Source organism: Amycolatopsis speibonae, assembly GCF_042647925.1.
Lineage (GTDB): Bacteria > Actinomycetota > Actinomycetes > Mycobacteriales > Pseudonocardiaceae > Amycolatopsis > Amycolatopsis speibonae.
The window spans coordinates 110,361-132,169 of the sequence record NZ_JBHRWK010000029.1 but is presented as its reverse complement, the minus strand read 5'-3'; the positions used below and the strand labels follow the sequence as shown (position 1 = coordinate 132,169).

19 protein-coding genes are annotated in these 21,809 nt (G+C 69.0%); 11 read left to right on the top strand and 8 right to left on the bottom strand.

From position 1 onward, the window contains the following. Position 1: 1 nt before the first annotated feature. Positions 2-676, top strand: a complete 675-nt coding sequence (locus ACFOSH_RS21695; RefSeq protein WP_378240844.1) for a lysophospholipid acyltransferase family protein — start codon at positions 2-4, stop codon at positions 674-676. A 216-nt stretch (positions 677-892) separates the two neighbouring features. On the opposite strand, the gene ACFOSH_RS21690 is transcribed toward ACFOSH_RS21695, so the two are convergent. From ACFOSH_RS21690 to ACFOSH_RS21680, 3 genes are all read right to left on the bottom strand, one after another. Further along, positions 893-1,471, bottom strand: coding sequence for an LOG family protein (locus tag ACFOSH_RS21690; protein WP_378240843.1), 579 nt, complete (start codon positions 1,469-1,471; stop codon positions 893-895). Further along, complete coding sequence (locus ACFOSH_RS21685) at positions 1,471-2,256, bottom strand: LOG family protein (protein WP_378240842.1); 786 nt, start codon at positions 2,254-2,256, stop codon at positions 1,471-1,473. Before ACFOSH_RS21685 ends, ACFOSH_RS21690 begins: the two co-directional genes overlap by 1 nt. A gap of 114 nt (positions 2,257-2,370) precedes the next feature. Next, positions 2,371-4,233: a glycoside hydrolase family 9 protein gene (locus ACFOSH_RS21680; RefSeq protein ID WP_378240841.1), complete on the bottom strand. Its 1,863-nt coding sequence runs from the start codon at positions 4,231-4,233 to the stop codon at positions 2,371-2,373. Positions 4,234-4,501: 268 nt separating this feature from the next. On the opposite strand from ACFOSH_RS21680, the gene ACFOSH_RS21675 reads away from it, so the two are divergent. From ACFOSH_RS21675 to ACFOSH_RS21660, 4 genes are all read left to right on the top strand, one after another. Beyond that, positions 4,502-5,815, top strand: coding sequence for a helix-turn-helix domain-containing protein (locus ACFOSH_RS21675; protein ID WP_378240840.1), 1,314 nt, complete (start codon positions 4,502-4,504; stop codon positions 5,813-5,815). A gap of 281 nt (positions 5,816-6,096) precedes the next feature. Beyond that, positions 6,097-8,361, top strand: a complete 2,265-nt coding sequence (locus tag ACFOSH_RS21670) for a M4 family metallopeptidase (RefSeq protein WP_378240839.1) — start codon at positions 6,097-6,099, stop codon at positions 8,359-8,361. 90 nt (positions 8,362-8,451) lie between these two features. Beyond that, positions 8,452-10,044 carry a M20/M25/M40 family metallo-hydrolase gene (locus tag ACFOSH_RS21665; protein WP_378240838.1) on the top strand — a complete coding sequence of 531 codons (1,593 nt, stop codon included), beginning with the start codon at positions 8,452-8,454 and terminating at the stop codon, positions 10,042-10,044. Positions 10,045-10,252: 208 nt separating this feature from the next. Next, a complete protein-coding gene (locus ACFOSH_RS21660; RefSeq protein ID WP_378240837.1) occupies positions 10,253-11,308 on the top strand; it encodes a chitinase in 1,056 nt (351 codons plus the stop codon). Positions 11,309-11,516: 208 nt separating this feature from the next. On the opposite strand, the gene ACFOSH_RS21655 is transcribed toward ACFOSH_RS21660, so the two are convergent. Further along, positions 11,517-12,281 carry a DUF3152 domain-containing protein gene (locus tag ACFOSH_RS21655; protein ID WP_378240836.1) on the bottom strand — a complete coding sequence of 255 codons (765 nt, stop codon included), beginning with the start codon at positions 12,279-12,281 and terminating at the stop codon, positions 11,517-11,519. A gap of 111 nt (positions 12,282-12,392) precedes the next feature. On the opposite strand from ACFOSH_RS21655, the gene ACFOSH_RS21650 reads away from it, so the two are divergent. Both ACFOSH_RS21650 and ACFOSH_RS21645 read left to right on the top strand, forming a co-directional pair. After that, on the top strand, positions 12,393-13,646 hold the full coding sequence (locus ACFOSH_RS21650; RefSeq protein WP_378240835.1) for a helix-turn-helix domain-containing protein: 1,254 nt from the start codon (positions 12,393-12,395) through the stop codon (positions 13,644-13,646). After that, a complete protein-coding gene (locus ACFOSH_RS21645) occupies positions 13,643-14,533 on the top strand; it encodes a phosphotransferase (protein WP_378240834.1) in 891 nt (296 codons plus the stop codon). Before ACFOSH_RS21650 ends, ACFOSH_RS21645 begins: the two co-directional genes overlap by 4 nt. Here ACFOSH_RS21645 and dapE read toward each other — a convergent pair. Further along, the gene (gene dapE, locus ACFOSH_RS21640) at positions 14,526-15,599 is read right to left on the bottom strand and encodes a succinyl-diaminopimelate desuccinylase (RefSeq protein WP_378240833.1); all 1,074 of its coding nucleotides are present in this window, start codon (positions 15,597-15,599) and stop codon (positions 14,526-14,528) included. The genes ACFOSH_RS21645 and dapE overlap by 8 nt on opposite strands. 42 nt (positions 15,600-15,641) lie before the next feature. Here dapE and ACFOSH_RS21635 point away from each other — a divergent pair, with 42 nt between their 5' ends. The 3 genes from ACFOSH_RS21635 (at position 15,642) to ACFOSH_RS21625 (ending at position 18,141) form a co-directional block, all read left to right on the top strand. Beyond that, positions 15,642-16,037 carry a hypothetical protein gene (locus ACFOSH_RS21635; RefSeq protein WP_378240832.1) on the top strand — a complete coding sequence of 132 codons (396 nt, stop codon included), beginning with the start codon at positions 15,642-15,644 and terminating at the stop codon, positions 16,035-16,037. A gap of 28 nt (positions 16,038-16,065) precedes the next feature. Continuing rightward, a complete protein-coding gene (dapD, locus tag ACFOSH_RS21630; RefSeq protein ID WP_378240831.1) occupies positions 16,066-17,052 on the top strand; it encodes a 2,3,4,5-tetrahydropyridine-2,6-dicarboxylate N-succinyltransferase in 987 nt (328 codons plus the stop codon). A 117-nt stretch (positions 17,053-17,169) separates the two neighbouring features. Beyond that, the gene (locus ACFOSH_RS21625) at positions 17,170-18,141 is read left to right on the top strand and encodes a CHAD domain-containing protein (protein ID WP_378240830.1); all 972 of its coding nucleotides are present in this window, start codon (positions 17,170-17,172) and stop codon (positions 18,139-18,141) included. Here the strand turns inward: ACFOSH_RS21625 and ACFOSH_RS21620 are convergent. Continuing rightward, the gene (locus ACFOSH_RS21620) at positions 18,117-19,520 is read right to left on the bottom strand and encodes an FAD-dependent monooxygenase (RefSeq protein ID WP_378240829.1); all 1,404 of its coding nucleotides are present in this window, start codon (positions 19,518-19,520) and stop codon (positions 18,117-18,119) included. The two genes, ACFOSH_RS21625 and ACFOSH_RS21620, sit on opposite strands and share 25 nt — an antisense overlap. 79 nt (positions 19,521-19,599) lie before the next feature. On the opposite strand from ACFOSH_RS21620, the gene ACFOSH_RS21615 reads away from it, so the two are divergent. Further along, positions 19,600-20,208, top strand: a complete 609-nt coding sequence (locus ACFOSH_RS21615; RefSeq protein WP_378240828.1) for a TetR/AcrR family transcriptional regulator — start codon at positions 19,600-19,602, stop codon at positions 20,206-20,208. 101 nt (positions 20,209-20,309) lie between these two features. Here ACFOSH_RS21615 and dapC read toward each other — a convergent pair whose 3' ends face one another. Together dapC and fdxA are read right to left on the bottom strand one after the other, a co-directional pair. After that, positions 20,310-21,404 (bottom strand): succinyldiaminopimelate transaminase, encoded by a 1,095-nt coding sequence (gene dapC, locus ACFOSH_RS21610; protein WP_378240827.1) that lies wholly within the window; start codon positions 21,402-21,404, stop codon positions 20,310-20,312. Beyond that, positions 21,401-21,721, bottom strand: a complete 321-nt coding sequence (gene fdxA, locus ACFOSH_RS21605; protein ID WP_005155436.1) for a ferredoxin — start codon at positions 21,719-21,721, stop codon at positions 21,401-21,403. Before fdxA ends, dapC begins: the two co-directional genes overlap by 4 nt. Positions 21,722-21,809: the final 88 nt, after the last annotated feature.

Below are 21,809 nucleotides of genomic sequence, written 5' to 3'. Positions count from 1 at the left end.
CTTGCTACCGCTGCTCGTCCGTTTCGTGCTGGGTCCGCTGGTCAGGGCGCTGTACCGCCCCGACATCCGCGGCGTGGAGAACATCCCCGCCACCGGCCCGGTACTCCTCGCCCCCAACCACCGGGCGGCGCTGGACACCGGCGTGATCACTTTCACGGCGATGCGGCCGGTCAAGTTCCTCGGCAAGGCGGAGTACTTCACCGGCAGCGGCCTCCGGGGCAAGATGATGGCGGGTTTCCTGGGCGGCCTCGGCTACGTCCCGGTGGAACGCGGCAACGCGCAGGCCGGTCTCGCCGCGCTCGAAGCGGCCCGGAAAGTGCTCGACGCGGGCGGCGCCTTCGCGATCTACCCCGAGGGCACCCGCTCGCTGGACGGGCGGCTGCACCGCGGCCACACCGGCGTCGCGGCCCTGGCGCTGGCGACCGGCGCGAAGGTCGTCCCCGTCGCGCTTTCCGGCACCGAAGGCCTGCAGCCCGAGGGGAAGCGGATCCCGCGGCGGGCGAAGATCACGGTCACCTACGGCGAGCCTCTGGACTTCTCGCGATACGAGGGGCAGGACTCGTCGCCGGCGATCCGGCGCTCGGTGACCGACGAGATCATGTACGCGATCCTGGAGCTTTCGGGGCAGGAGTACGTCGACTCGTACCACAAACGCCCTGATCAGAGTGCCGCCTGACGCTCTTCCGGTGCCGAGGCGATAGCAAAGGTCCCCCGCTCCCCCGGCTGCCCGCGCGCTCGCTGCGAGGTTCGCTGGAGTGTCCGTGAAGGCCTCCTTGCCTACCCTGAAGGTAGGGAAGGAGGCCTTCACGGACTTGCGGATCGCCACACGCACCAGCAGTCACGAAGGCTGCACGTGCTGGACCGTGGTGGGGCGCGTTGGGCGACCGAGGCCCTACTTAGCCCACTTAGGACGCGGAGGAGCCACGTAGTCCGCGAAGCCGTCCAGAAGCACCGAAGCGTCCGAGTCGATCGAGAGCATGTCCCGGTACCCAGCCGACAGGAAGCCCTCCGACACCATGTGGTCGGCGAACTTCAGCAGCGGCGCGTAGTACCCGCCGACGTCGACCAGCCCGATCGGCTTCTCGTGCAGCCCGAGCTGGGCCCACGTCCACACCTCGAACAGCTCCTCCAGCGTCCCCGCACCACCGGGCAGCGCGAGGAAGCCGTCGGACAGCGCGGCCATCTTCGCCTTCCGCTGGTGCATGTCGGCGACGACGTGCAGTTCGGTCAGGCCGGCGTGCGCGATCTCGACGCTGCCCAGCGCCTCCGGGATCACGCCGATCACCTCGCCGCCCGCGGCCAGCGCGGCATCGGCGACCACGCCCATGGTCCCGACCGAAGCGCCGCCGTAGACCAGTCCGATCCCCCGCGAAGCCAGCAGGGTTCCCAGCGCGCGGGCCTCATCGGCGTAGCGCGGGTCGAAGCCCATCGACGAGCCGCAGAAGACGCACACCCGGCGTGGAGCCGCCATCAGTGGGTGTCCTCCCATGCCTGGTACGACTCCTGAACGACCTGTACGGCGTCGTCGATGTCGTCCGTGACGTGCAGCAGGTCGAGGTCCTTCTCACCGATTTTGCCCTCGGCGAGCAACGTCTTGGCGATCCAGTCGTACAGGCCGCCCCAGTAGTCGCTGCCGAAGAGCACGACCGGGAACTTCGTGACCTTCTTCGTCTGCACCAGGGTGAGCGCCTCGAACAGCTCGTCGAGCGTGCCGAAGCCGCCGGGCAGGCAGATGAACGCCTGCGAGTACTTGATGAACATCGTCTTGCGGGCGAAGAAGTACCGGAAGTTGACGCCCAGGTCGACCCACGGGTTCAGGCCCTGTTCGAACGGCAGCTCGATGCCGAGGCCGACGGAGAACCCGCCCGCCTCGTTGGCGCCGCGGTTGACCGCTTCCATCGCGCCGGGGCCGCCGCCGGTCATCACCGCGAAGCCCGCGTTCGCGAGCGCGCCGCCGATCTTGCGGCCGAGTTCGTACTCCGGGTGGTCCCGTTTGGTCCGTGCCGAACCGAACACCGTCACCGCGCGCGGCACCTCGGCCAGCGCGCCGAAGCCCTCGACGAACTCCGCCTGGATCCGCAGCACGCGCCACGGGTCGGTGTGCACCCAGTCGCTCGGCCCCCGCGAGTCCAGCAGGCGCTGGTCGGTGGTGCTGCCCTGGTCACGGCGGTCCCGCCGCAGTACGACCGGGCCCTTGTGGCGTTCGATCGGACGTTCCGGGTACTGGCCGTCGGGGAACTCGCTTGTCTCACTCACCCCGCCAAGACTACGACGTCGTCACCGTCCGGAGCGGCGGCATCGCCGCGAACAGGAGTTGTCGGGTACGCGAACGCGGAGCCCGCCCGGTGAGAGCGGGCCCCGCGAAAGCGTTTAGGACCGTCCTGTCAGGGCGAACGCGAGCATGGCCGTCGAGGTGAAGTCGATGGCGGGCTCGTTGCTCGGCCACGAGGCCAGGTCGTCGGTGTAGCGGGACTCGGTCGTGTCGAAGGCGTCGTACGGCTTCGTGCACTCCTTGGCCCCGGCCGGGAACGGCAGGTCCGCGAAGTGTTCCGCCCCGTTCGGTCCATTCACGACAGCGCCGTAGAGCACCTTCTCCTCACCCGCCAGGTTGGCGGCCTGGTGGTGCGGGCACTTCGGCGACGTCGTGCCGACGCCGACGACCAGCGAGACACCCCACGCGTTCGCGCCGAGGGTGAAGTTCCGCTGCTGCGAACCGAACGCCGAGTACCGCCGGTCACCGGTCACGTCCGCGTACAGCCGCTCGGTCGCGGCGAACCCGAAGCTCTTGCTGGCGGCGTCGAAGTCCTTGACCGAAACGGCCGTCCGGAAAGGACTCTTCGCCGCGCCCGCGACACCTTCGTCGAGCTGACGCCGGAGGTCGCCGATCAGCTCCTTCGGGCCGAGCGCGGCGCCCGGGACACCGTGCCGCAGGAGTTTCGCCAGTTCGGCGTGCGCCAGCGCGCTGGTGTCGTACAGGTTGAGCGTGCTCTTCTCTTCGAGGTCGATGTAGGCCTTCGCCCAGTGCGCCGCCTGCCGCGTCCACTCACCGGACCTCGGATCCCGCAAAGCCTTGCCCGCCAAGGCGAGCTGCGTCGCGCCGAGTTCCATGTCGTCCCGCCAGGACGATTCCGGGTAGTACGCGTGCGGGAACGCGGTGACCAGTTCGCCGACGTTCTCGGTCTTGGCCTGCGCGAAGACCGAGGCGGCCTCGGCGAGGTACTTCTTTGCCAGCGAAGGGTTCCGCCTAGCCTCGACCTGCGCGCCGAGCGCGAACGCGGCGGCGACGCGGCCGGCGAGGTTCGGGCTGAGCGCGGAGCCACCGGGGTTCGCCGGGAACACCGGCCGGTGCTTGACGAAGTACTCGGGGTCACCGGGTTTCACGTCGAGCGCGTCGTCGTCGTGCGGGTTGCGCCAGACGTCGTGGTCGCCGAGGAAGCCGAACTTGTCGCTGCCCGTCCCGATCCCGACCTGGGCGTAGAGCGTCTTGTTCCGCTGGTCCCACATCTTGTCGAGCCAGTCGAGGCCGAGCTTGACCTCCTTGGCCAGCACCGGGTCGTAGCCCTCTCGAAGCACGTATCCCAGTTCCGCCAGCGAATACGCAGTGTTCGAGGTGAACTTGACGAAGTCGCCCGCGTCGACCCAGCCACCTTCGACGTCGATCGGCCCGCCGATCGGCTTCAGCGGTTCGGCGATCTCGTCGCCGCCCTCGCCCACGAACACCGGCCAGTCGTAGACCGTGGCCTGCTTGTCGGCCAGATGCGAAGGCTTGCGGCCGAGGCGGCCGGGGACGATGTCGTCGCCGTCGCGCTGGGCCTGGAAGAACTCGTTGGTGGCACGGACGAGCGGCGTGAAGAGCCGGTCCTTGGTGTCCACCCGGAACGTCGGCGACGTCGCCTTGGTCTCGCCGCTGACCACGATCCGGTACTTGCCCGGCAGCCAGACCTTCGACAGGTCGAGCTGGTACACCGCCGGGTACTTCGCGTTCCAGGCGCCGAGCGAGGCACCGGTCCGTCCACGATGGACGGTCCAGCCGCGTTCGTCGACCACCGAGAACGAACCCGGCGCGCTGGACAGGAGGTAGGCGTACTTGGTTTCGGTGATGCCGTAACCGACCTGGTCGACCCGGACCTCACCCCGCACCGCCGCCGCGGCCGAAACCGCCGGAACCGTCAAACCCCCGAGGACCAGTGCCGAAACCGCGGCCACCGCCCGGGACCAGGAACTCACCATCATCGGCGCCCCGCTCGTAATTAGTTAAGAAAGTTTCCTTTTTATGGCGCAAGACGCTAGCCTTCGGGACCTTCGCCGTCAATATGTCCGATTCGCCGGGAGAAAGTCACCGGATCCGAACCACTGTCGGCGGGTATCCCACCGCAGTGGCCGCGCCGAGGTCAGGCCGGTTCTCGTGGTCCCTGCCCCCGCGTTCACCGCGTTGCTCACCCACCTGGGCCGCCGGCCCCGGAAACCGCGGGAAATCGTCTACCGTGGCCTGGTGCCGTCCATGCCGACCGGGGCAGAACCACTCGGCGCGCGGATCCGGCGGCTGCGCCGGGCGCGCGGGCTGACCCAGCGCGAGCTCGCCGAGCCCCGCTACGACCGCGGCTTCCTCGCCAAGGTCGAGGCAGGCCGCCGCCTGCCCTCGGACGACGTGGTGTCCCACCTGGCGCGACGGCTCGGCCTGACCGCCGACGAACTCCGCTTCGGCAGACCGCCGGGCGCCGCCGGGGAACTCACCGACGCGCTCGAAATCGCGTATCGCGAGCTGCAGCAAGGCGGACTCGAAGCCGCCGAAAGCGAATTCACCCGGGTGGAACAGCGCGCGGCGGAGTACCGGCTACCGGAAGTCCAGTGCCACGCGCGGTTCTATCTCGGCGAAGTCCAGTGGCAGCGCTACGACATCCCGTCCGCGGCCAAGGGGTTCGCGCACGCGTTGGAACTCGCCGATGCCGCCTCGCCGCGACTTTCGGCGATGATCGTCAACCGGGTCGCGGCCTGCCGCGCGCAGTCGGGCGACCTCGGCGGCGCGGTCGCCCTCGTCGAAACCGCGCTCGCCGGGCTCCGTGCCGCCGGCCCCGTCGACCCCGACGCCGAACTGGCGCTGGTGACCGCGTTGATCCACCCGCTCGTCGAAATGGGCGCCCTCCGCCGCGCCCGGCGGGCCGCCGAAGAAGGCAGGCGCACCCTCGCTTCGGCCCACCGCAAGGACATCTCCGCGCGCTACCACCGGCAGGCCGCGCAATTGTGGCAGCAGATCGGTCTGGCCGACAGGGCCGAGAAAGACCTTTCGCGGGCACTGCGGCTGTTCACCTCCATCGGTTACGACCGTGACGCCGCCCGGAGTCGCTGGGCGCGCGGCTTCCTGTGGCGGCGGCTGGGCAAACTCGACGAGGCGCACGCCGAACTCCGGCTCGCCCGCGATCTCCTCGCCGAGGCCGGTTCCGCCGAAGGCGTGCTCGGCGCGACGATCGAACTCGCCGACGTCCGCCGTCGTCAAGGGGCACTCGACGAAGCCGCCGAACTCGCCGAAGGAATCCGGCCGCTTCTGGATCGATCCCCCGACATCGAAGCGAGGACAGAGGTTCTCCGGTTACTGGGACTCATCGCCCGCGCCCGCGGCGATCTGCCCGAGGCGACCGCGTTGCTCGAAGAAGCCGCCACCGCACAGGAAAATTCGGAATTACTCGGCGCACTCGTCGCCACCTCTCTGCATTTGGGCGACACGTTGCGTGCTCGCGGATTAATCGAAGAAGCGTCGGAGGCCTATCGTCGCGGTGTACGCGCGGTCGCTATGTCCGATTCCGGGCCGGCGGACTGAAAACCATACGAAAGTCGCCATATATCGCGACCGGCGGGAAAATCCTTACTACACAGGGATTTTATTCCCCGTGAAATGATCTTCACCCGTACCACTAGGCCATCCGGCCCATTGACGCTCGCAGTGAGCAGCTCCTTTACTTCGAACGTGTCCATCGAGATAACTCCAGTTATCTGAATGGACACGCATCCCCGTCCCCCGCCGTGCTCCCGATCCGGTCGAATTCCCCGCCGCGCCAATGGGCCGTGCCGGGTACACGGTCCTGCCCATGGAAGGTTCCCATGACCGTTCAGCGAGGGCTCAGAACAGGGTTGGCGGCAATCGCCGGCCTTGCCCTGAGCATGACGTTCCCGGCGATCCCGGCGAACGCGACCACCGCCACCATCCAGCCCGCGAGCCCCGACGCGGTGGCCGCGAGCGCGGCCGACCAGGCCGCCACGGCTGGTGTAGACCACTTGCGGAAGGGCGCTCAGGAGAGCTTCCGCCGCGTCGGGATGACACCGGGTGGCGGAGGACTCTTCTACGCCGCTTACGAACGAACCTACCGTGGCCTGCCGGTCGTCGGCGGGGACGCGGTGGTGGTCGCCGACGGCGCCGGGCGCGTCCACGGCACCAGCGCCGCGGAGACCGCGGCGATCTCGGTCGACACCAAGGCCAAGATCACCGCGGCGAGGGCGGCCGAGGTCGCCCGCGACCAGCTGTCCAAAGTAGACAGTGTCGTCGCGCCGAAGCTCGTCGTGCTGGCGGGGAACTCCCCCAAGCTCGCCTACGAGGTCGTCGTCAAGGGCACCAAGGCGGCGAACCCGAGCAACCTGCACGTCTTCGTGGACGGCACCTCCGGGGCGATCCTCGACACCCGTGACGACGTCAAGATGTCGAACATCCCCGCCGCCACGCAGAACACGTCGACCGGCACCAGCGTGCTGGGCGCCGGGAACAGCTACTACGTCGGCAACGTCAGCATCGACACGACGAACTCCGGCGGCACCTACTCCATGCGCGACCCGGGGCGCCCCAACATCAGCTGCAAGCCGCAGAACGGCGCGATCTACTCCGGTCCTGACGACAACTGGGGCAACGGTTCCGGCACCAACCTGGAAACCGCCTGTGTCGACACGCTCTTCGGCGTCCAGACCGAGTGGAAGATGCTGAGCGAATGGCTCGGCCGCAACGGCATCAACGGCAGCGGCGGCGGCTTCCCCGCCTCCGTCGGCCTCAACCAGGTCAACGCCTACTGGGACGGTTCCTCGACCACCTTCGGGCACTCGCAGGACAACCAGCGCCAGGCCACTTCGATGGACGTCGTCGCGCACGAGTTCGGCCACGCCATCTTCCAGACCACCCCGGGTGGCGCGGGCAGCGGCAACGAGAACGGCGGGCTGAACGAGTCCACCGGTGACATCTTCGGCGCCATCACCGAGCACTACGCCAACAACGCCAAGGACACTCCGGACTACGAGGTCGGCGAGGGCGTGAACCTGGTCGGCCAGGGCCCGATCCGCTACATGTACCAGCCGAGCAAGATCTCGGGTAACCCGAACTGCTACTCGTCCTCGATCCCGAACACCGAGGTGCACGCCGCGGCGGGCCCGCAGAACCACTGGTTCTACCTGCTGGCCGAGGGCACCGCGCCCGCCGGCAAGCCCGCGAGCCCGACCTGCAACAACACCTCGATCACCGGTCTCGGCATCCAGAAGGCCGCGAAGATCTTCTACAACGGCCTGCTGAAGAAGACCTCCGGCTGGAACCACAAGGCCGCCCGCAAGGCGACCCTGGAAGCGGCGCTCGCGCTGTACCCGAACTCCTGCACCGAGTTCAACACCACCAAGGCGGCATGGGAAGGCATCAGCGTCACCGCGGCGACCGGTGAGCCGACCTCGTGCACCCCGCAGGGCCCCGACTTCTCGGTCGGCGTCACCCCGGCGTCGGGCACCGTGAAGGCCGGCGACTCGGCCACCGTCACGGTGAACACCGCGACCGTCAGCGGTGCGGCTCAGACGGTTTCGCTGAACGCCAGTGGCCTCCCCGCCGGGGCGACCGCGACGTTCAACCCGGCCTCGGTCCAGTCCGGTGCCTCCTCGACGCTCACCATCGCGACGTCGACGAGCACCCCTGACGGCACCAGCACCATCACGGTGACCGGTACCGGGACCAGCGGCGCGCACACCGCGCAGTACACGCTGACCGTCGGCACCAGCAGCAACATCCGGACGTTCACCAACGACACCGACTACCCGATCAACGACTACGGCACGGTGAACAGCGCGATCACCTCGACCGCGACCGGCAACGCGGTGTCCCCGGTGAAGCTGACGCTCACCGGTACCCACACCTGCATCGAGGACCTCCGGATCAGCCTGAAGGCCCCCGACGGCAGCACGTATTCCGTCAAGCCCACCGGTTCCCTGCCGTGCACCCAGTTCGGCACCAAGAACTACTCGGTCCCGGTGACCAACGAGGTCGCGGCAGGCACCTGGACCCTCGTGGTCTACGACGCCTACTCCGGTGACACCGGCACGCTCGACAGCTGGTCGATCACCGTCTAGCTCCCCCTCGCAGGCGAAGGACTCCTGCCCCCGGCCCGGCCGGGGGCAGGAGTCCTTCCGCGAATCCCGTCAAGGAAGGAAGACCCCGGCATGAAGTGGGGAAAGCGAATAGGAGCGGCCGTCGTCGGCATGGCCGCCGTACTGGGTGTCGTCGTGACGCCGGCGCAGGCGGTCACGACCGCCAACGCCGCGCCGGACATCTCGCTCGCCAACATCAAGACACACCTGAACGCGTTGCAGACCATCGCCAACCAGAACGGCGGCAACCGGGCCGCCGGACGGTCGGGCTACACGGCGTCGGTGACCTATGTGTCGCAGAAGCTGCGCGACGCCGGCTACAACGTCACGCTGCAGAGCTGCACCAGCTGCGCGGGTTCGAGCCAGAACATCATCGCGGAATGGCCGCAGGGTGACGCCAGCCAGGTCATCATGCTCGGCGCGCACCTCGACAGTGTCGCCGCCGGTCCCGGCATCAACGACAACGGCTCGGGTTCGGCCTCGATCCTCGAAGTCGCGCTGACGTTGGCCCGCGAGAACCCCACACTGGCCAAGCGGGTCCGCTTCGGCTGGTGGGCCGACGAGGAGTCCGGCCTCCGCGGGTCCAAGTTCTACGTCAACAACCTGCCGCAGGCCGAGCGCACGAAGATCAAGACCTACTTGAACTTCGACATGATCGGCTCCAGCAACTGGGGTTACTTCGTCTATGACGACGTCGCTTCGGTCAAGGCGATGTTCGACGAGTACTTCACCTCGATCGGCATCCAGACCGAAGGGGACTCCGAGGGCGACGGCCGTTCGGACCACGCGTCGTTCAAGGCCGCCGGTATCCCGGTCGGCGGACTGGCGACCGGTGCCGGGGACATCAAGAGCTCCGCGCAGCGGGCGAAGTGGGGCGGCACCGCGGGCGCGGCGTTCGACAACTGCTACCACCGCGCCTGCGACACGACGTCCAACATCCCGGACACCCCGCTGGAGAAGAACAGCGACGCGATCGGCTACGCGCTCTGGAAGCTCGCCGTCACCACCCCGACGGGGCCCGACTTCTCGCTCGGTCTCTCCCCGTCGTCCGGCACCGTCCAACCTGGACAGTCGGCGACCGTCACGGTCAACACCACGACGACTTCCGGTGCGGCACAGACGGTCGCGCTGAGCGCCAGCGGTCTTCCCGCCGGGGCGACCGCGACGTTCAACCCGGCTTCGGTGCAGTCCGGCGCCTCCTCGACGCTCACCATCCAGACGTCGGCGGACACGCCCAACGGGACCAGCACGATCACGGTGACCGGTGACGGGACCTCGGTGGACCGCACGGCGCAGTACACGCTGACCGTCGGCAACGTCAGCGTGCGCACGTTCACCAACGGCACCGACTACCCGATCAACGACTACGGCACGGTGAACAGCCCGATCACGTCCACCGCGACGGGAACGGCGACTTCGCCGGTCAAGGTGTCGATCACCGGTACGCACACCTGTTCCGAGGACCTCCGGATCAGCCTGAAGGCCCCCGACGGCAGCACGTACTCGGTCAAGGCCACCGGCTCGCTGCCCTGCACCGAGCTGGGCACCAGGAATTACTCGGTCCCGGTGACCAACGAAGCCGCTTCCGGCACTTGGACGCTCGTGGTCTACGACGCCTACTCCGGTGACACCGGCACGCTCGACAGCTGGACCATCACCGTCTGATCCACCCGAATGGCGAGGGCCATCTCACGAGGACACCCGGCCTCGTGAGATGGCCCTCGTGCGTGGGAACGATTTCCGGACAACCTTTCGATATCTGGTCTAGACCACCCGATCGTCGGTAGCGGGGGCCGGGCACCGCGACCTATGTTGAGCCGAACGGCCGCTTCCTGTTGTTCGTTCACAACCGCTTTCGAGATGGGAGCTGGGTATGTTCGGTCGCGTCTCACGGCTGCTCGCAATCACCGGCGCGGCGGTACTCGCCGTCACCACGCTGGTCGTCCTGACCCCGGCGCAAGCCTCGACGGACGCCGAGGTCTGCGCGGTCAAATCGAAGCCCGCGGGCAAGGTCCTGCAAGGCTATTGGGAGAACTGGGACGGCGCTTCGAACGGCGTCCACCCGCCGCTCGGCTGGATCCCGATCACCGACGCCCGGATCAAGAACAACGGGTACAACGTGATCAACGCGGCCTTTCCGGTCATCCTGTCCGACGGAACGGCAAAATGGGAGGATGGGATGGACGCGACTGTGAAGGTCGCGACCCCGTCCGAAATGTGCGCCGCCAAGGACGCGGGCTCGACGATCCTGATGTCGATCGGCGGTGCCACCGCGGGGATCGACCTGAACTCCGCCACCGTCGCGGACAAGTTCGTCGCGACCATCGTGCCGATCCTGAAGAAGTACAACTTCGACGGGATCGACATCGACATCGAAACCGGCCTCACCGGCGGCGGGAACATCAGCACGCTTTCCGCGTCGCAGAAGAACCTCATCCGCATCATCGACGGCGTGCTCGCCGCGATGCCGTCGAACTTCGGGCTCACCATGGCGCCCGAGACCGCGTACGTCACCGGTGGCAGCGTCGTCTACGGCTCGATCTGGGGCGCGTACCTGCCGATCATCAAGAAGTACGCGGACAACGGCCGGCTGTGGTGGCTGAACATGCAGTACTACAACGGAAGCATGTACGGCTGCTCCGGCGATTCGTACCAGGCCGGGACGGTTCAGGGCTTCGTCAAGCAGACGGAGTGTCTCGACAAGGGCCTGGTGATCCAGGGCACGACGATCCGCGTTCCTTACGACAAGCAGGTCCCGGGTCTGCCCGCGCAGGCGGGCGCCGGCGGCGGTTACATGTCGCCGGGGCTGGTTTCCCAGGCGTACCGCGGCATTCCGGGGCTCAAGGGCCTGATGACCTGGTCGATCAACTGGGACGGTTCGCGGAGCTGGACGTTCGGGAACAACGTGCGGTCGCTGCAGGGCCGCTGACCGCGCGCGTCCGCACCGGGCGTCGTGAGTGGTAAGTGACGTTAGAACGACACTTACCACTCACGACGCTCTACACCGCACTCCACGCCCGCCCTCGCCGCGACCTTGAGCGTTGCGAAAGCCACTTTCGCAACGCTCAAGGTCGCGAAAGTGGCTTTCGCAACACCCCGACCACAGCCACACCGCAACAACGCCACTACAGAGCCACTCACGAGTCGCCACGCGGGATCGGATCGGCGTACTCCCCCGAAGGTCCCGAGTACTGCGTCCCGTCCGGATAGGGCCACGGATTCGGGGCGCAGCCGTGCAGGCCCAGCGTCTGCTGCTGCATCACCGGCGCGAGGGCACCCGGCACGGGGCACTTCTCGTGACCGCGCCCGAGCCGGTGCCCGACCTCGTGCGTGACCATGTACTGGCGATAGACCGTCAGCGGCGCGCCATAACCGGGGATGCCGTCCGCCCAGCGCGCGACGTTGAGCACGACGCTGTTCCCGTTGCGGCACGACGTATAGCCGTCCGGCCTGCCGCACAGTGCGTCGCGCGTCTTCGGCGTGGCGAGGTAGAGCGTGAAATCGAACGGGCCGTCGGCACCGACCCGCTGCAACCGCCAGCGCCCGCCACCGGTCCAGCCGCGAGGATCGGCCAAAGTGGACTCGACCGCTTTGACGAATTCGTCCGAACTCACGCCGGCGATGTCGGCCTCGACGGCGATGTGGTACCGCACCAGCTTTCCGGACCGCCCGTCGACAGGGCCCTCGCCGAGGGGAAAGATCCACTGGCCGGATCCTGCCTGCGGGAAGGTGATCCCGCTGGACGGCGGCGCGAGCACGGGCTTCGGCGAAGGCATCGCAAGCGCTGTCGGCGAAGCGATGACCGGTACCGGGGTCACCGCGGGAGGAGCTACCGGATGGGCTTCGCAGCCCGCGATCACCAGGGCGCACACGGCGATGACCAGAGCCCGGCGCACGGTCATCGATCCTCCCGGAGATCTTCGGTCACATCCAGGGATACGGCCCGGGGCCGGGAGAAGTTGCGGTGCCGTGCGCACAACCTTTCGGCGCGTTCGCCCGTATCGTTCTCGGTCATGGGTGACGAGGTCGGCGGACGGCTGCGGCGGCTGCGCGCCGAACGCGGCCTCACCCAGCGCGAACTCGCCGAGCCGCACTACACCGCCGCTTACGTCTCGTCCGTCGAGACGGGGGCGCGGACGCCGTCCGGTGACGCGTTGCGCCACTTCGCCGCACGGCTCGGGGTGGACACCGGCGAACTGCTCGGCGTGACCTCGCCCCGTGACGACGTCCGGCTCGATCTGGACATCGCGGCGGCCGCGGCGGACTTCCTCGCGGGGAACGGCTCGGCGCCGAAGATGCGGCGGCTGGCGCGGCGTGCCGAGGGAATCGGACGGCGCCGTCAGGCCGGGCTCGCCTGGCTGTGGGTCGCGCGGTTCACCGAGGGCGGCACCCGGCCGCGGCTGGTGGCCGCCGCCGAAGCCGCTCTCGCCGACGACATCCCGCCGTATCGCGAACTGGCCGCCGCGCTGCGGGCGAACGTCCTGATCGGCCCTGGCGAGCCGCACCACGCGATGCACCTGCTCCGGACAGCGCTCGACGCGAGCCTCGACGGCCATCCGCATCCGGTGCTCCTGCTGACCCTGCACGCGTACCTCGCCGAAGGGCAGCTCCGGCTCGGCGAGACCGCCCAGGCCGCGCACCACGCGGGCGAGGCACTGCGGCTGGCTCGCGGCGGCGAGGAGATCCTGGCCGAGCTCACCGGGAACCAGCGACGGCTGGCCGAGGCGTATCTCGGCGAAGGACGGGTGGCCGACGCCATCGCCGCCGTCTCGGTGCTGCACGACCTGCTCCACGAACGCGCCCTGCGCCCGGTGCTCGCCCGGTGCCTGTTCGCGCGGGCGCTGGCTCGGCGTACCGAAGACCTCGAAGGCGCTCTCGCCGACCTTCGCGCGTCACGGGCGGCCGCGCCCGATCACGCCGTCACCTTGGAACTCGCCGACGTCTGCCGTGAACTCGGCCGCCTGGACGACGCCGCCGCGCTGCTCGCGGAAGCGGTCGAAGTCATCCCTGCGGACTCGCCGCTCTCCGCGTCGCTCACGTTCCAGCAGGGCTCGCTCGCCTTGGCCCGCGGAGACCTCGAAGCAGCCGAAGCGGGCTTCGCGCACGCCATCGACGTCGCCGCTCTTCGCGATGCTCGGGGTGTGTTGGCCGCTTCGGTCGACAAAGCGGGAGAGTTGCTACGCGATCAGGGTCGTTCCGAAGAAGCCGCGGATCTGCTGCGGCGCGGACTGCTCCTGCTCGGTGCGGAGGAGGACGTTCCGAAGTGACCGAAGTGGACTTGGAAGACATCGGCGCCCGGCTGGCGGGCCGATTCGGTCCTGACGCCGAAGGGTGGCTCGCCGGGGTCCCTGCCCTCGCCGCGCGGCTGGCCGCCCGCTGGGGTTTCACGCTCGGCGAGTTGTTCGACAGCGGGGCTTCGTCCGTCGTCCTGCGCTGCCGCTGGTCCGACGGGACTCCCGCGGTGCTCAAACTCAGCCCGGACGGGGCGCTGCTGGCCAAACAGCTCGAAATGCTGCGGGTCTTCGCGCCGACGGGCCGGGTGCCCGCCGTGCTGGCCGCCGACGCGGACGCCGGCGCGATGATGCTGGAGGAGATCCAGCCCGGGACCGCGGCCGAGGACCTGCCGTCGTCGTCCTTGCCTGCGCGCTGGGGAGAGCTGCTGACAGCGCTGCATGCCGTGGCTCCGCCCGCGGACTGGCAGTGGACCCTGCGCGGCCGGTTCGAGGAGTCCTTCGACCGGATAGGCCGGAGACTGGCCGATCCGGCCATCGGCGCCCGGATCGGCGAGGACACCTGGCAGCGGGCGATCGAGCGCTGTGAGGCGCTACTGGACACCCAGGACAAGGTCGTGCTGCTCCATGGCGATCTCCACCTCGGCAACGTCCTGGACGGCGGCGCGGCGCGCGGCCTGATCGCGATCGATCCGAAAGCGTGCGTGGGCGACCCGTGCTTCGACGCCGTCGACTACGTGGTGGCAGGCGCCGGGCATGAAGGCGTCGATGCCCGCTGTCGCCTGGTGGCGGACGCGTGCGGGCTCGACGTCGACAGGCTGTATGCCTGGAGCCGGGTGGTCGCGCCGATGTTCGCCATCGCCCACCTCACCTATGGCGGTCCGGAGCGGGCGCTGGGCGAACTGCTCGCGCTGGCTAGCTGAGGAATTCGCGCAGCACCGCGGCGACCTGCCGGATCTCGCCCGCGCGCACGTTCTCCTGCCGCGTGTGCGCCAGCGTCGGGTCGCCGGGACCGAAGTTCACCGCCGGGATCCCGAGAGCCGCGAAGCGTGCGACGTCGGTCCAGCCCAGCTTCGCGACCGCCTTGCCACCGGCCGCGGCGACCAGCTCGGCCGCGGCGGGGGCACTCAGGCCGGGCAACGCCCCTGGCGACAAGTCGACAACCTTGACGTCGTAGCCCTCGAAGACCTCCCGAAGGTGCGCTTCGGCCTCTTCCGACGAGCGGTCGGGCGCGAAGCGGTGGTTGATCGTGAGCACGGCCTCGTCCGGCACGACGTTGCCCGCGACACCGCCGCCGATCTTCGTGGCCTGCAGGCCTTCGCGGTAGGTCAGGCCGTCGATGTCGACCACCCGCGGCGTGTACCCGGCCAGCCTGCGCAGCGGTTCGGCGAGACCGTGGATCGCGTTGACGCCCATCCAGCCGCGCGCGGTGTGCGCCCGGACGCCTTCGACGCGGATCTCGATCCGCATCGTGCCCTGGCACCCGCCTTCGATCCCGCCGTTCGAAGGCTCGCCGAGGATCGCGAGGTCGGCCTGCAGCCACTCGGGCAGCTCGCGCTCGATACGGCCGAGGCCGTTCTTCGTCGCTTCGATCTCTTCACAGTCGTAGAACACGAAGGTGATGTCGTACCTTGGCTCGCGGAGAGCGGCGGCGAGGTGCAGGAAGACGGCGTCGCCGCTCTTCATGTCGACGGTGCCGAGGCCGTGCAGGATCTCGTCGTCACCGGTCCCCTCGCGGCGTACGGGCATGTTCTCGTTCACCGGAACGGTGTCGAGATGCCCCGCCAGCATCACCCGCGAGGGACGGCCGAGGTTCGTCCGGGCGAGGACCGCGTCGCCGTTGCGGATCACCTCGAGATGCGGGGCCTGCGTCTCCAGCGCCGCCTGGACGACGTCCGCGATGACCTTCTCCTCCTCCGAGACGCTGAAGATGTCCACCAGCGCGGCGGTGAGGTCGACGGGATCGGCGTGCAGATCGAGCGAAGGCATGCCCGCACCGTACCGGCGCGGCCTCGGGGCTACCGTGAAGGCGTGCGCACCAAAGCGATCCTGCTCGCCCTTCTCCTGGTACTCAGCGGCTGCGGAGCGAACGAGGTCCCGGTCACCGTGAAACCCACGCGCGGCGAGGGGCCGGACGTGCTGCCGATCAAGCTCAAGGCGCTGAGCACCGACCAGTGCTACCTGGCGCCGGGGAACCAATCGCCCAAGGGCTGCCAGAAGTACGTCACCGAACTCTCCAGCGCCGCGGGCAGCGTCCGCAAGCGCCGCCCGGACCTGGTGCCGAACGCCGACGCGCTCGACCGCCCGATCTCCGTCTTCCGCACCACGAACTGTCAGGACCAGGACGCTCCTGGCGGCCCGTGCGGCCAGGCGCTCGTCGACATGTCGGCCGCGCTGACCAGCGTGAAGAGCCTCGTCGGCGGCTGACGCGGATCACTGGGTTACCGTTCAGGGCGTGAGCGAGCAGACCCCTGATCCCGAAACGACCGGCGCCACCGGCGTCGGCCTGGCCACCGTCACGACCGAGGGCACGGTGCTGGACACCTGGTTCCCGCTGCCCAAGCTGACCGACGGCGCCGACAGCGAGCCCGACACGGTGCGGCTGACCGCCGAAGAGGCCTCCGAGGCCCTCGGCGAGGCCGCCGCGGCCCAGCTCGGCCCGGACATCGACCGCGGTGTCGAGGTCGTCGCGGTCCGCACGACCATCGCCCGCCTCTCCGACGCCCCCGGTGACACACACGACGTCTACCTGCGCCTCCACCTGCTGTCGCACCGTCTGGTCCGGCCGCACGGCGCGAGCCTGGACGGCGTCTTCGGCCTGCTGGCGAACGTCGTCTGGACCAACCACGGGCCGTGCCCCGTCGAAGGCTTCGAGGCGACCCGGCTGCGGCTGCGGGCGCGCGGCAACGTCACCGTCTACAGCGTGGACAAGTTCCCGCGGATGGTGGACTACGTCGTGCCCACCGGCGTCCGGATCGCCGACGCCGACCGCGCCCGCCTCGGCGCGCACCTGGCCAACGGCACCACCGTCATGCACGAGGGCTTCGTCAACTTCAACGCCGGCACGCTCGGCGCCTCGATGGTCGAGGGCCGGATCTCGGCCGGTGTCGTGGTCGGTGACGGCTCCGACGTCGGCGGCGGCGCGTCGATCATGGGCACGCTGTCCGGTGGCGGCAAGGAGACCATCTCGATCGGCGAGCGCTGCCTGATCGGCGCGAACGGCGGCGTCGGCATCTCGCTCGGCGACGACTCGGTCGTCGAAGCGGGCCTCTACGTCACGGCCGGCACGAAGGTGACCTTCGAGGGCAAGGTCGTGAAGGCGCTGGAGCTGTCCGGCGTCTCGGGCGCGGTGTTCCGGCGGAACTCCGGGACCGGCGCCGTCGAGGTCGTCGCGCGCACCGGCGTCGGCATCGAGCTGAACGCGGCCCTGCACGCCAACTGACCTGCGCGAAGAGAGCAAGGGACCTTTGCTGTCACTCTCCCCCGGAGAGCGACAGCAAAGGTCCCTTGCTTCTCTCACGGCCTGGACCACCTTGCCGGTTCACCTAGAATTCATCTTGTGACAGCCGAGATCCTGCCGCATGAGAACGTCCCTTCGACCACTCCGGCCGCGCTCGGGCTCGGCGACCGCCCCGCGAAAGCCGGGCCGGACGATCCGGCGGCCACCCACGTCCGGGTCAAACTCGACGTCGAGATCCGCGCGCTCCTCGCGCACGAACCGGGCACCAAATCCGGCGCCGACCCCGAGGATCTGCATCAGATGCGGGTCGCGCTGCGCCGGATGCGGAGTGTCCTCAAGCTCTCGGGCCGCCTCGTCGGCCCGGACGCCGAGCCGGTGCGCGCCGAACTCGGCTGGCTCGGCCAGTCCCTCGGCGAAGTCCGCGACTTCGACGTCCTGATCGGGCATCTCCGCGAGGTCGTCGCCGAGTTCGAGGTGCGCGACCAGCCTGCCGCGCGCCGTCTGGTCTCGAAGTTCGTCACCGAACGCGGTGTCGCGAAGCGGCGGCTCACCCGCGCTCTCGCCAGCCCCCGGTACGCCTCGATGCTGCAGGACATCGGCCGTCTCGCCCGGCAGCCCGCCGCCGAGAAGCCCACCTCAGGGAATCACCAGACCTCGGCGGACCTCGTCGCCGGGCTGACGAAGCCACACCGAAAGCTCGCGAAGGCGGTGAAGGCGCTTCCCTCCGATCCCCCGGATGACGACCTTCACGCGCTTCGCATCTACGGCAAGAAACTCCGCTACGCCGCCGAGATGGCCAAGCCCGCCGCGAAGAAGAAGCAGGCGGAGCGGATCCAGCGGCTGATCAAGGCCACGAAGAACCTTCAGACCGTCCTCGGGGACCATCAGGACGCCTGCGTCGCCGCCGATCGCATGCGGAGCGTCGTAGCCTCTGTCGACTCCGAAGTCGCCTTCATCGCGGGCCGGGTCGCGGAGAAGGAACTGTTGCGCCGCGCCGAGGTCCGCGCCGTGTGGCGCGACGTCTGGGCGGAGGTCGACGCGGCCGCCTACGCGGTGAGCCCGCGGATGTAGCCGTCCGGGCGGATCGACACCTGCCGCCCGTTCTCGGCGTCGTAGGCGGCGAAGGCGTGCCCGCCGACGTCTTCGAAGTCCACATCGGACAGTGCGCTGCCCGCGGGCAGGATCCGCCGTGCGCTTTCGGGTGCCGGACCGTCACCGAACACCAGCACCGTCGACTGCGGGCCGCGCAGCAGCTCGAACAGCCGGACGGACTTGCCGTTCGCGTCCTTCAGCGGAGCGTCCGGGGCGCGGTCGCCGGGCCGGATCCGGCCGGTCGCCGCGGGCGAGAGCGGGCCGCCGCGGTAGCCGATGTCCAGCTGGCGCGTGTTCTCGCCGCGCTCGTGCGCGTCGTCCGCGCCTTCCTTGTACTTTTCGAGGATCTCCGTGCTGATCTTCAGTACCCGCGCGGCGACCCCGCGACGCTCGGGCTCGTAGCTGTCGAGCAGCTCCGGTGAGCCGTCGGCGAGCTTCCAGCCCAGGTTGTACCCGTCCTGGACGCCGGTGTTGAGCCCCTGCCCACCGGTCGGCGGGTGGGCGTGCGCCGCGTCGCCGGCGAGGAACACGCGGCCGTCCCGGAACCGCTCGGCGAGCCGGATGTTGGGCCGCCACACCGTCGACCAGGTGAGATCGTGCAGCCGGACCCCGCCGCCGGACAGCTCGTCGAGCCGGGACTGCAGGGTGACCAGCGACGCCTCGACCTGCTCCTCGCCCAGTGGCGCGCCGAACTGGAAGTGCGGCACCCCGGGCAGCGGCGTGAGCACGATCCCCGTCATGGGGTCTTCGGGCTTCGCGAACCAGTGCCCGAACTCGCGATCGAGCCCCTCGGCCTGGACGTCGCCCAGCAGCATGCGGATCGATTCGTCGGTGGTGCCCTCGAACGCGATCCCGAGCGCCTTGCGCACGAAGCTCTTCCCGCCGTCGGCGCCGACGAGGTAGTCGACCCGGATCCGCTCGCCCGGCAGCTCGGCCGTCACGCCGTCGGCGTCCTGCTCGAAGCCGAGCAGCGGGGTGCCGAGCTCGACCTGGACGCCGAACTCGGCGAGCCGGTCGCGCAGGATCCCTTCGGTCCGCGACTGGCCCAGGAAGAAGCCGTTCGGGTAAGGCACGTCCGGCGTCGGTTCGGCGAGCTCGGCCATCATCCGTTCGCCGACGACCTCGCCGCCCAGGTGGATCTTCATCGGCACCGGCTGCTGCCCGGCCGCCAGCACCGCGTCCAGCACGCCGAGGTCCTCGAAGACCTCCAGCGTGCGCGGCTGCAGGCCGTCGCCGCGCGAGCCCTCGAAGAACGTCTCGGCCTTCTCCACGATCCGCACGGCGACACCGCGGCGTGCCAGGTCGATGGCCAGCGTGAGCCCGGTCGGCCCGGCTCCCGCGATCAGTACGTCGGTCATCTCGCCTCCAGTGAATTATGATTCAGTGAATCTGCATTCACTATGATCGTTGCTAGCCTTCCGTGTCAAGGAGGTGCCGATGACGGCGACGAGCCGCAAGGAGAAGGCGGCGGAGACCGAAGCCGCGCTCAAGGACGCGGCGAAGCGCGTTTTCGCGGCGAAGGGGTACCTGAACACCAAGATCACCGACATCACGGCCGAGGCCGGACGCGCGGCGGGATCGTTCTACAACCACTTCGCGGGCAAGGAAGAGCTGCTCGAAGCGCTCCTCGCGGACCTCGCGGCGGCGAGCGACGTCAACGCGACCTCGCCGGAACACAAAGCCGACTTCACCGACCCGGACGCGGTGCGCTGGCACGTCCGCGAGTACTGGAACTTCCATCGCGACAACGCCTCGACGATGCTCGCGCTGCGCCAGGCCGCGATGGTCAGCGACGACTTCGCGCGCACCTACGCGCGCTTCGGCGCCGATCAGACGGCCGACATCCTCGGCCACCTCGGGTACATCACCGCGGCGGGGATGGAGCTCCCGGCGTCGGAACGGCTCACGCTCTCGATGATGGCCGAGCTGGTCAACGGCTTCGCGCACACGTGGCTGGTCGACCGGTCGGCGGTCACCGAGGAGGAGGCCGTCGAGGCGCTGACGCGGTTCATCTACCGGGGCTTCACCGGCCGCGACGTGCCCTGAACGTCCCTGTCACTGTCTCCGCGCGTGTTATGAACGGGGCTTTCATTGCAGATTTTGCGATGAAAGTCCAGTTCATAACATCCGCGGTGTCGAGGGGCGAATCAAGCCGAAGCGAGGCGCTCCACCGCGGCATCGATCCGCTCGTCCGTCGCCGTCAAGGCGATCCGCACGTGACGGTCACCCGTCGGCCCGTAGAACGTGCCCGGCGCGGCGAGGATGCCGCGCTCGGCGAGCCAGTCGACGGTGTCCAGCGCGGACTCCCCGCGCGTGGACCAGAGGTACAGACCGGCCTCGGAATGCGAGATTTCGAAACCGCTGTCCAGCAACGCCTTACGCAGCACCAGCCGCCGGCGCGCGTAGCGTTCGCGTTGCACGACAAGGGCTTCGTCGTCCTTCAGCGCGGCGACCATGGCTTCCTGCACCGGCCTCGGCATGATCAGCCCGGAGTGCTTGCGGATCTCCAGCAGCCCGGCGACGAGCTTCGGGTCGCCGGTGACGAATCCGGCGCGGTAGCTGGCGAGGTTCGCGGACTTCGACAGCGAGTGGACGGCCAGCAGACCGTCGATGGAGCCACCGTGCACCGACGGATGCAGGATCGACACGGGCTCGCTTTCCCAGCCCAGCGCCAGGTAACACTCGTCGGAGACCACGACGACGTCGCGTTCCCGCGCCCACTCGACGACCTTGCGCAGGTGGTCGACACCGAGCACGCGCCCGGTCGGGTTGGACGGCGAGTTCAGCCACAGCATCGCGGGCTTCTGCGGGCCGAGCGCGAAAGTGCTGTCCGCACGCAGCAGAGAAGCACCCGCGAGCAGCACGCCGACCTCGTAGGTCGGGTACGCCACCTCGGGGATGACGACGAGGTCACCGGGGCCGAACCCCAGTTGCCGCGGCAGCGAGGCGACCAGTTCCTTCGAACCGATCGTCGGCAGCACGGCCGCTTCGGGAACGCCCTCGATGCCGTGCCGCCGCGAAAGCGCTTCGATCGCGGCGGTCCTCAGCTCGGGGATCCCGTGCGTGGTCGGGTACCCCGGGATCTCCGACACGGACGCGAGCGCCGCGCGGATACTCTCGGGGACCGGGTCCACCGGCGTACCGATCGACAGGTCGACGATGCCACCGGGATGTGCCTGGGCTTTCGCCTTGGCTCCGGCGAGGGAGTCCCAGGGGAAATCAGGAAGAGCGACCCGGCTCATTCGCCCTGCGGGGGAAGAGCCTTGATGAAGGCGGGGTCGTGGCTGGTCTTGCCGACCTTGGAGGCGCCACCGGGCGAGCCGAGCTCGTCGAAGAAGTCGACGTTGGCCTTGGTGTACGGGTTCCACTCGTCGGGGACGTCGTCCTCGTAGTAGATCGCCTCGACAGGGCAGACCGGCTCGCAGGCACCGCAGTCGACGCATTCGTCCGGGTGGATGTACAGCATGCGGTCACCCTCGTAGATGCAATCCACGGGGCACTCGTCGATACAGGCCTTGTCGAGCACATCGACGCAGGGCTCGGCGATCACGTAGGTCACTGCGTACTCCTGCTTATCTCTGCTTCACCAGTCTGCAACGGACATTACGCGCCCACGGGCGCGAAGGGCCCGCTTAGGCCACCCTTAT

Excerpts from the sequence above, each read along its gene's own strand:
- ACFOSH_RS21660 (WP_378240837.1), top strand. The coding sequence starts at position 10,253 with ATGTTCGGTCGCGTCTCACGGCTGCTCGCAATCACCGGCGCGGCGGTA.
- ACFOSH_RS21690 (WP_378240843.1), bottom strand. The coding sequence starts at position 1,471 with ATGGCGGCTCCACGCCGGGTGTGCGTCTTCTGCGGCTCGTCGATGGGC.
- ACFOSH_RS21680 (WP_378240841.1), bottom strand. The coding sequence starts at position 4,233 with ATGATGGTGAGTTCCTGGTCCCGGGCGGTGGCCGCGGTTTCGGCACTG.
- ACFOSH_RS21665 (WP_378240838.1), top strand. The coding sequence starts at position 8,452 with ATGAAGTGGGGAAAGCGAATAGGAGCGGCCGTCGTCGGCATGGCCGCC.
- dapC (WP_378240827.1), bottom strand. The coding sequence starts at position 21,404 with ATGAGCCGGGTCGCTCTTCCTGATTTCCCCTGGGACTCCCTCGCCGGA.
- dapE (WP_378240833.1), bottom strand. The coding sequence starts at position 15,599 with ATGCCTTCGCTCGATCTGCACGCCGATCCCGTCGACCTCACCGCCGCG.
- ACFOSH_RS21650 (WP_378240835.1), top strand. The coding sequence starts at position 12,393 with ATGGGTGACGAGGTCGGCGGACGGCTGCGGCGGCTGCGCGCCGAACGC.
- ACFOSH_RS21615 (WP_378240828.1), top strand. The coding sequence starts at position 19,600 with ATGACGGCGACGAGCCGCAAGGAGAAGGCGGCGGAGACCGAAGCCGCG.
- ACFOSH_RS21675 (WP_378240840.1), top strand. The coding sequence starts at position 4,502 with ATGCCGACCGGGGCAGAACCACTCGGCGCGCGGATCCGGCGGCTGCGC.
- ACFOSH_RS21620 (WP_378240829.1), bottom strand. The coding sequence starts at position 19,520 with ATGACCGACGTACTGATCGCGGGAGCCGGGCCGACCGGGCTCACGCTG.
- ACFOSH_RS21655 (WP_378240836.1), bottom strand. The coding sequence starts at position 12,281 with ATGACCGTGCGCCGGGCTCTGGTCATCGCCGTGTGCGCCCTGGTGATC.
- ACFOSH_RS21670 (WP_378240839.1), top strand. The coding sequence starts at position 6,097 with ATGACCGTTCAGCGAGGGCTCAGAACAGGGTTGGCGGCAATCGCCGGC.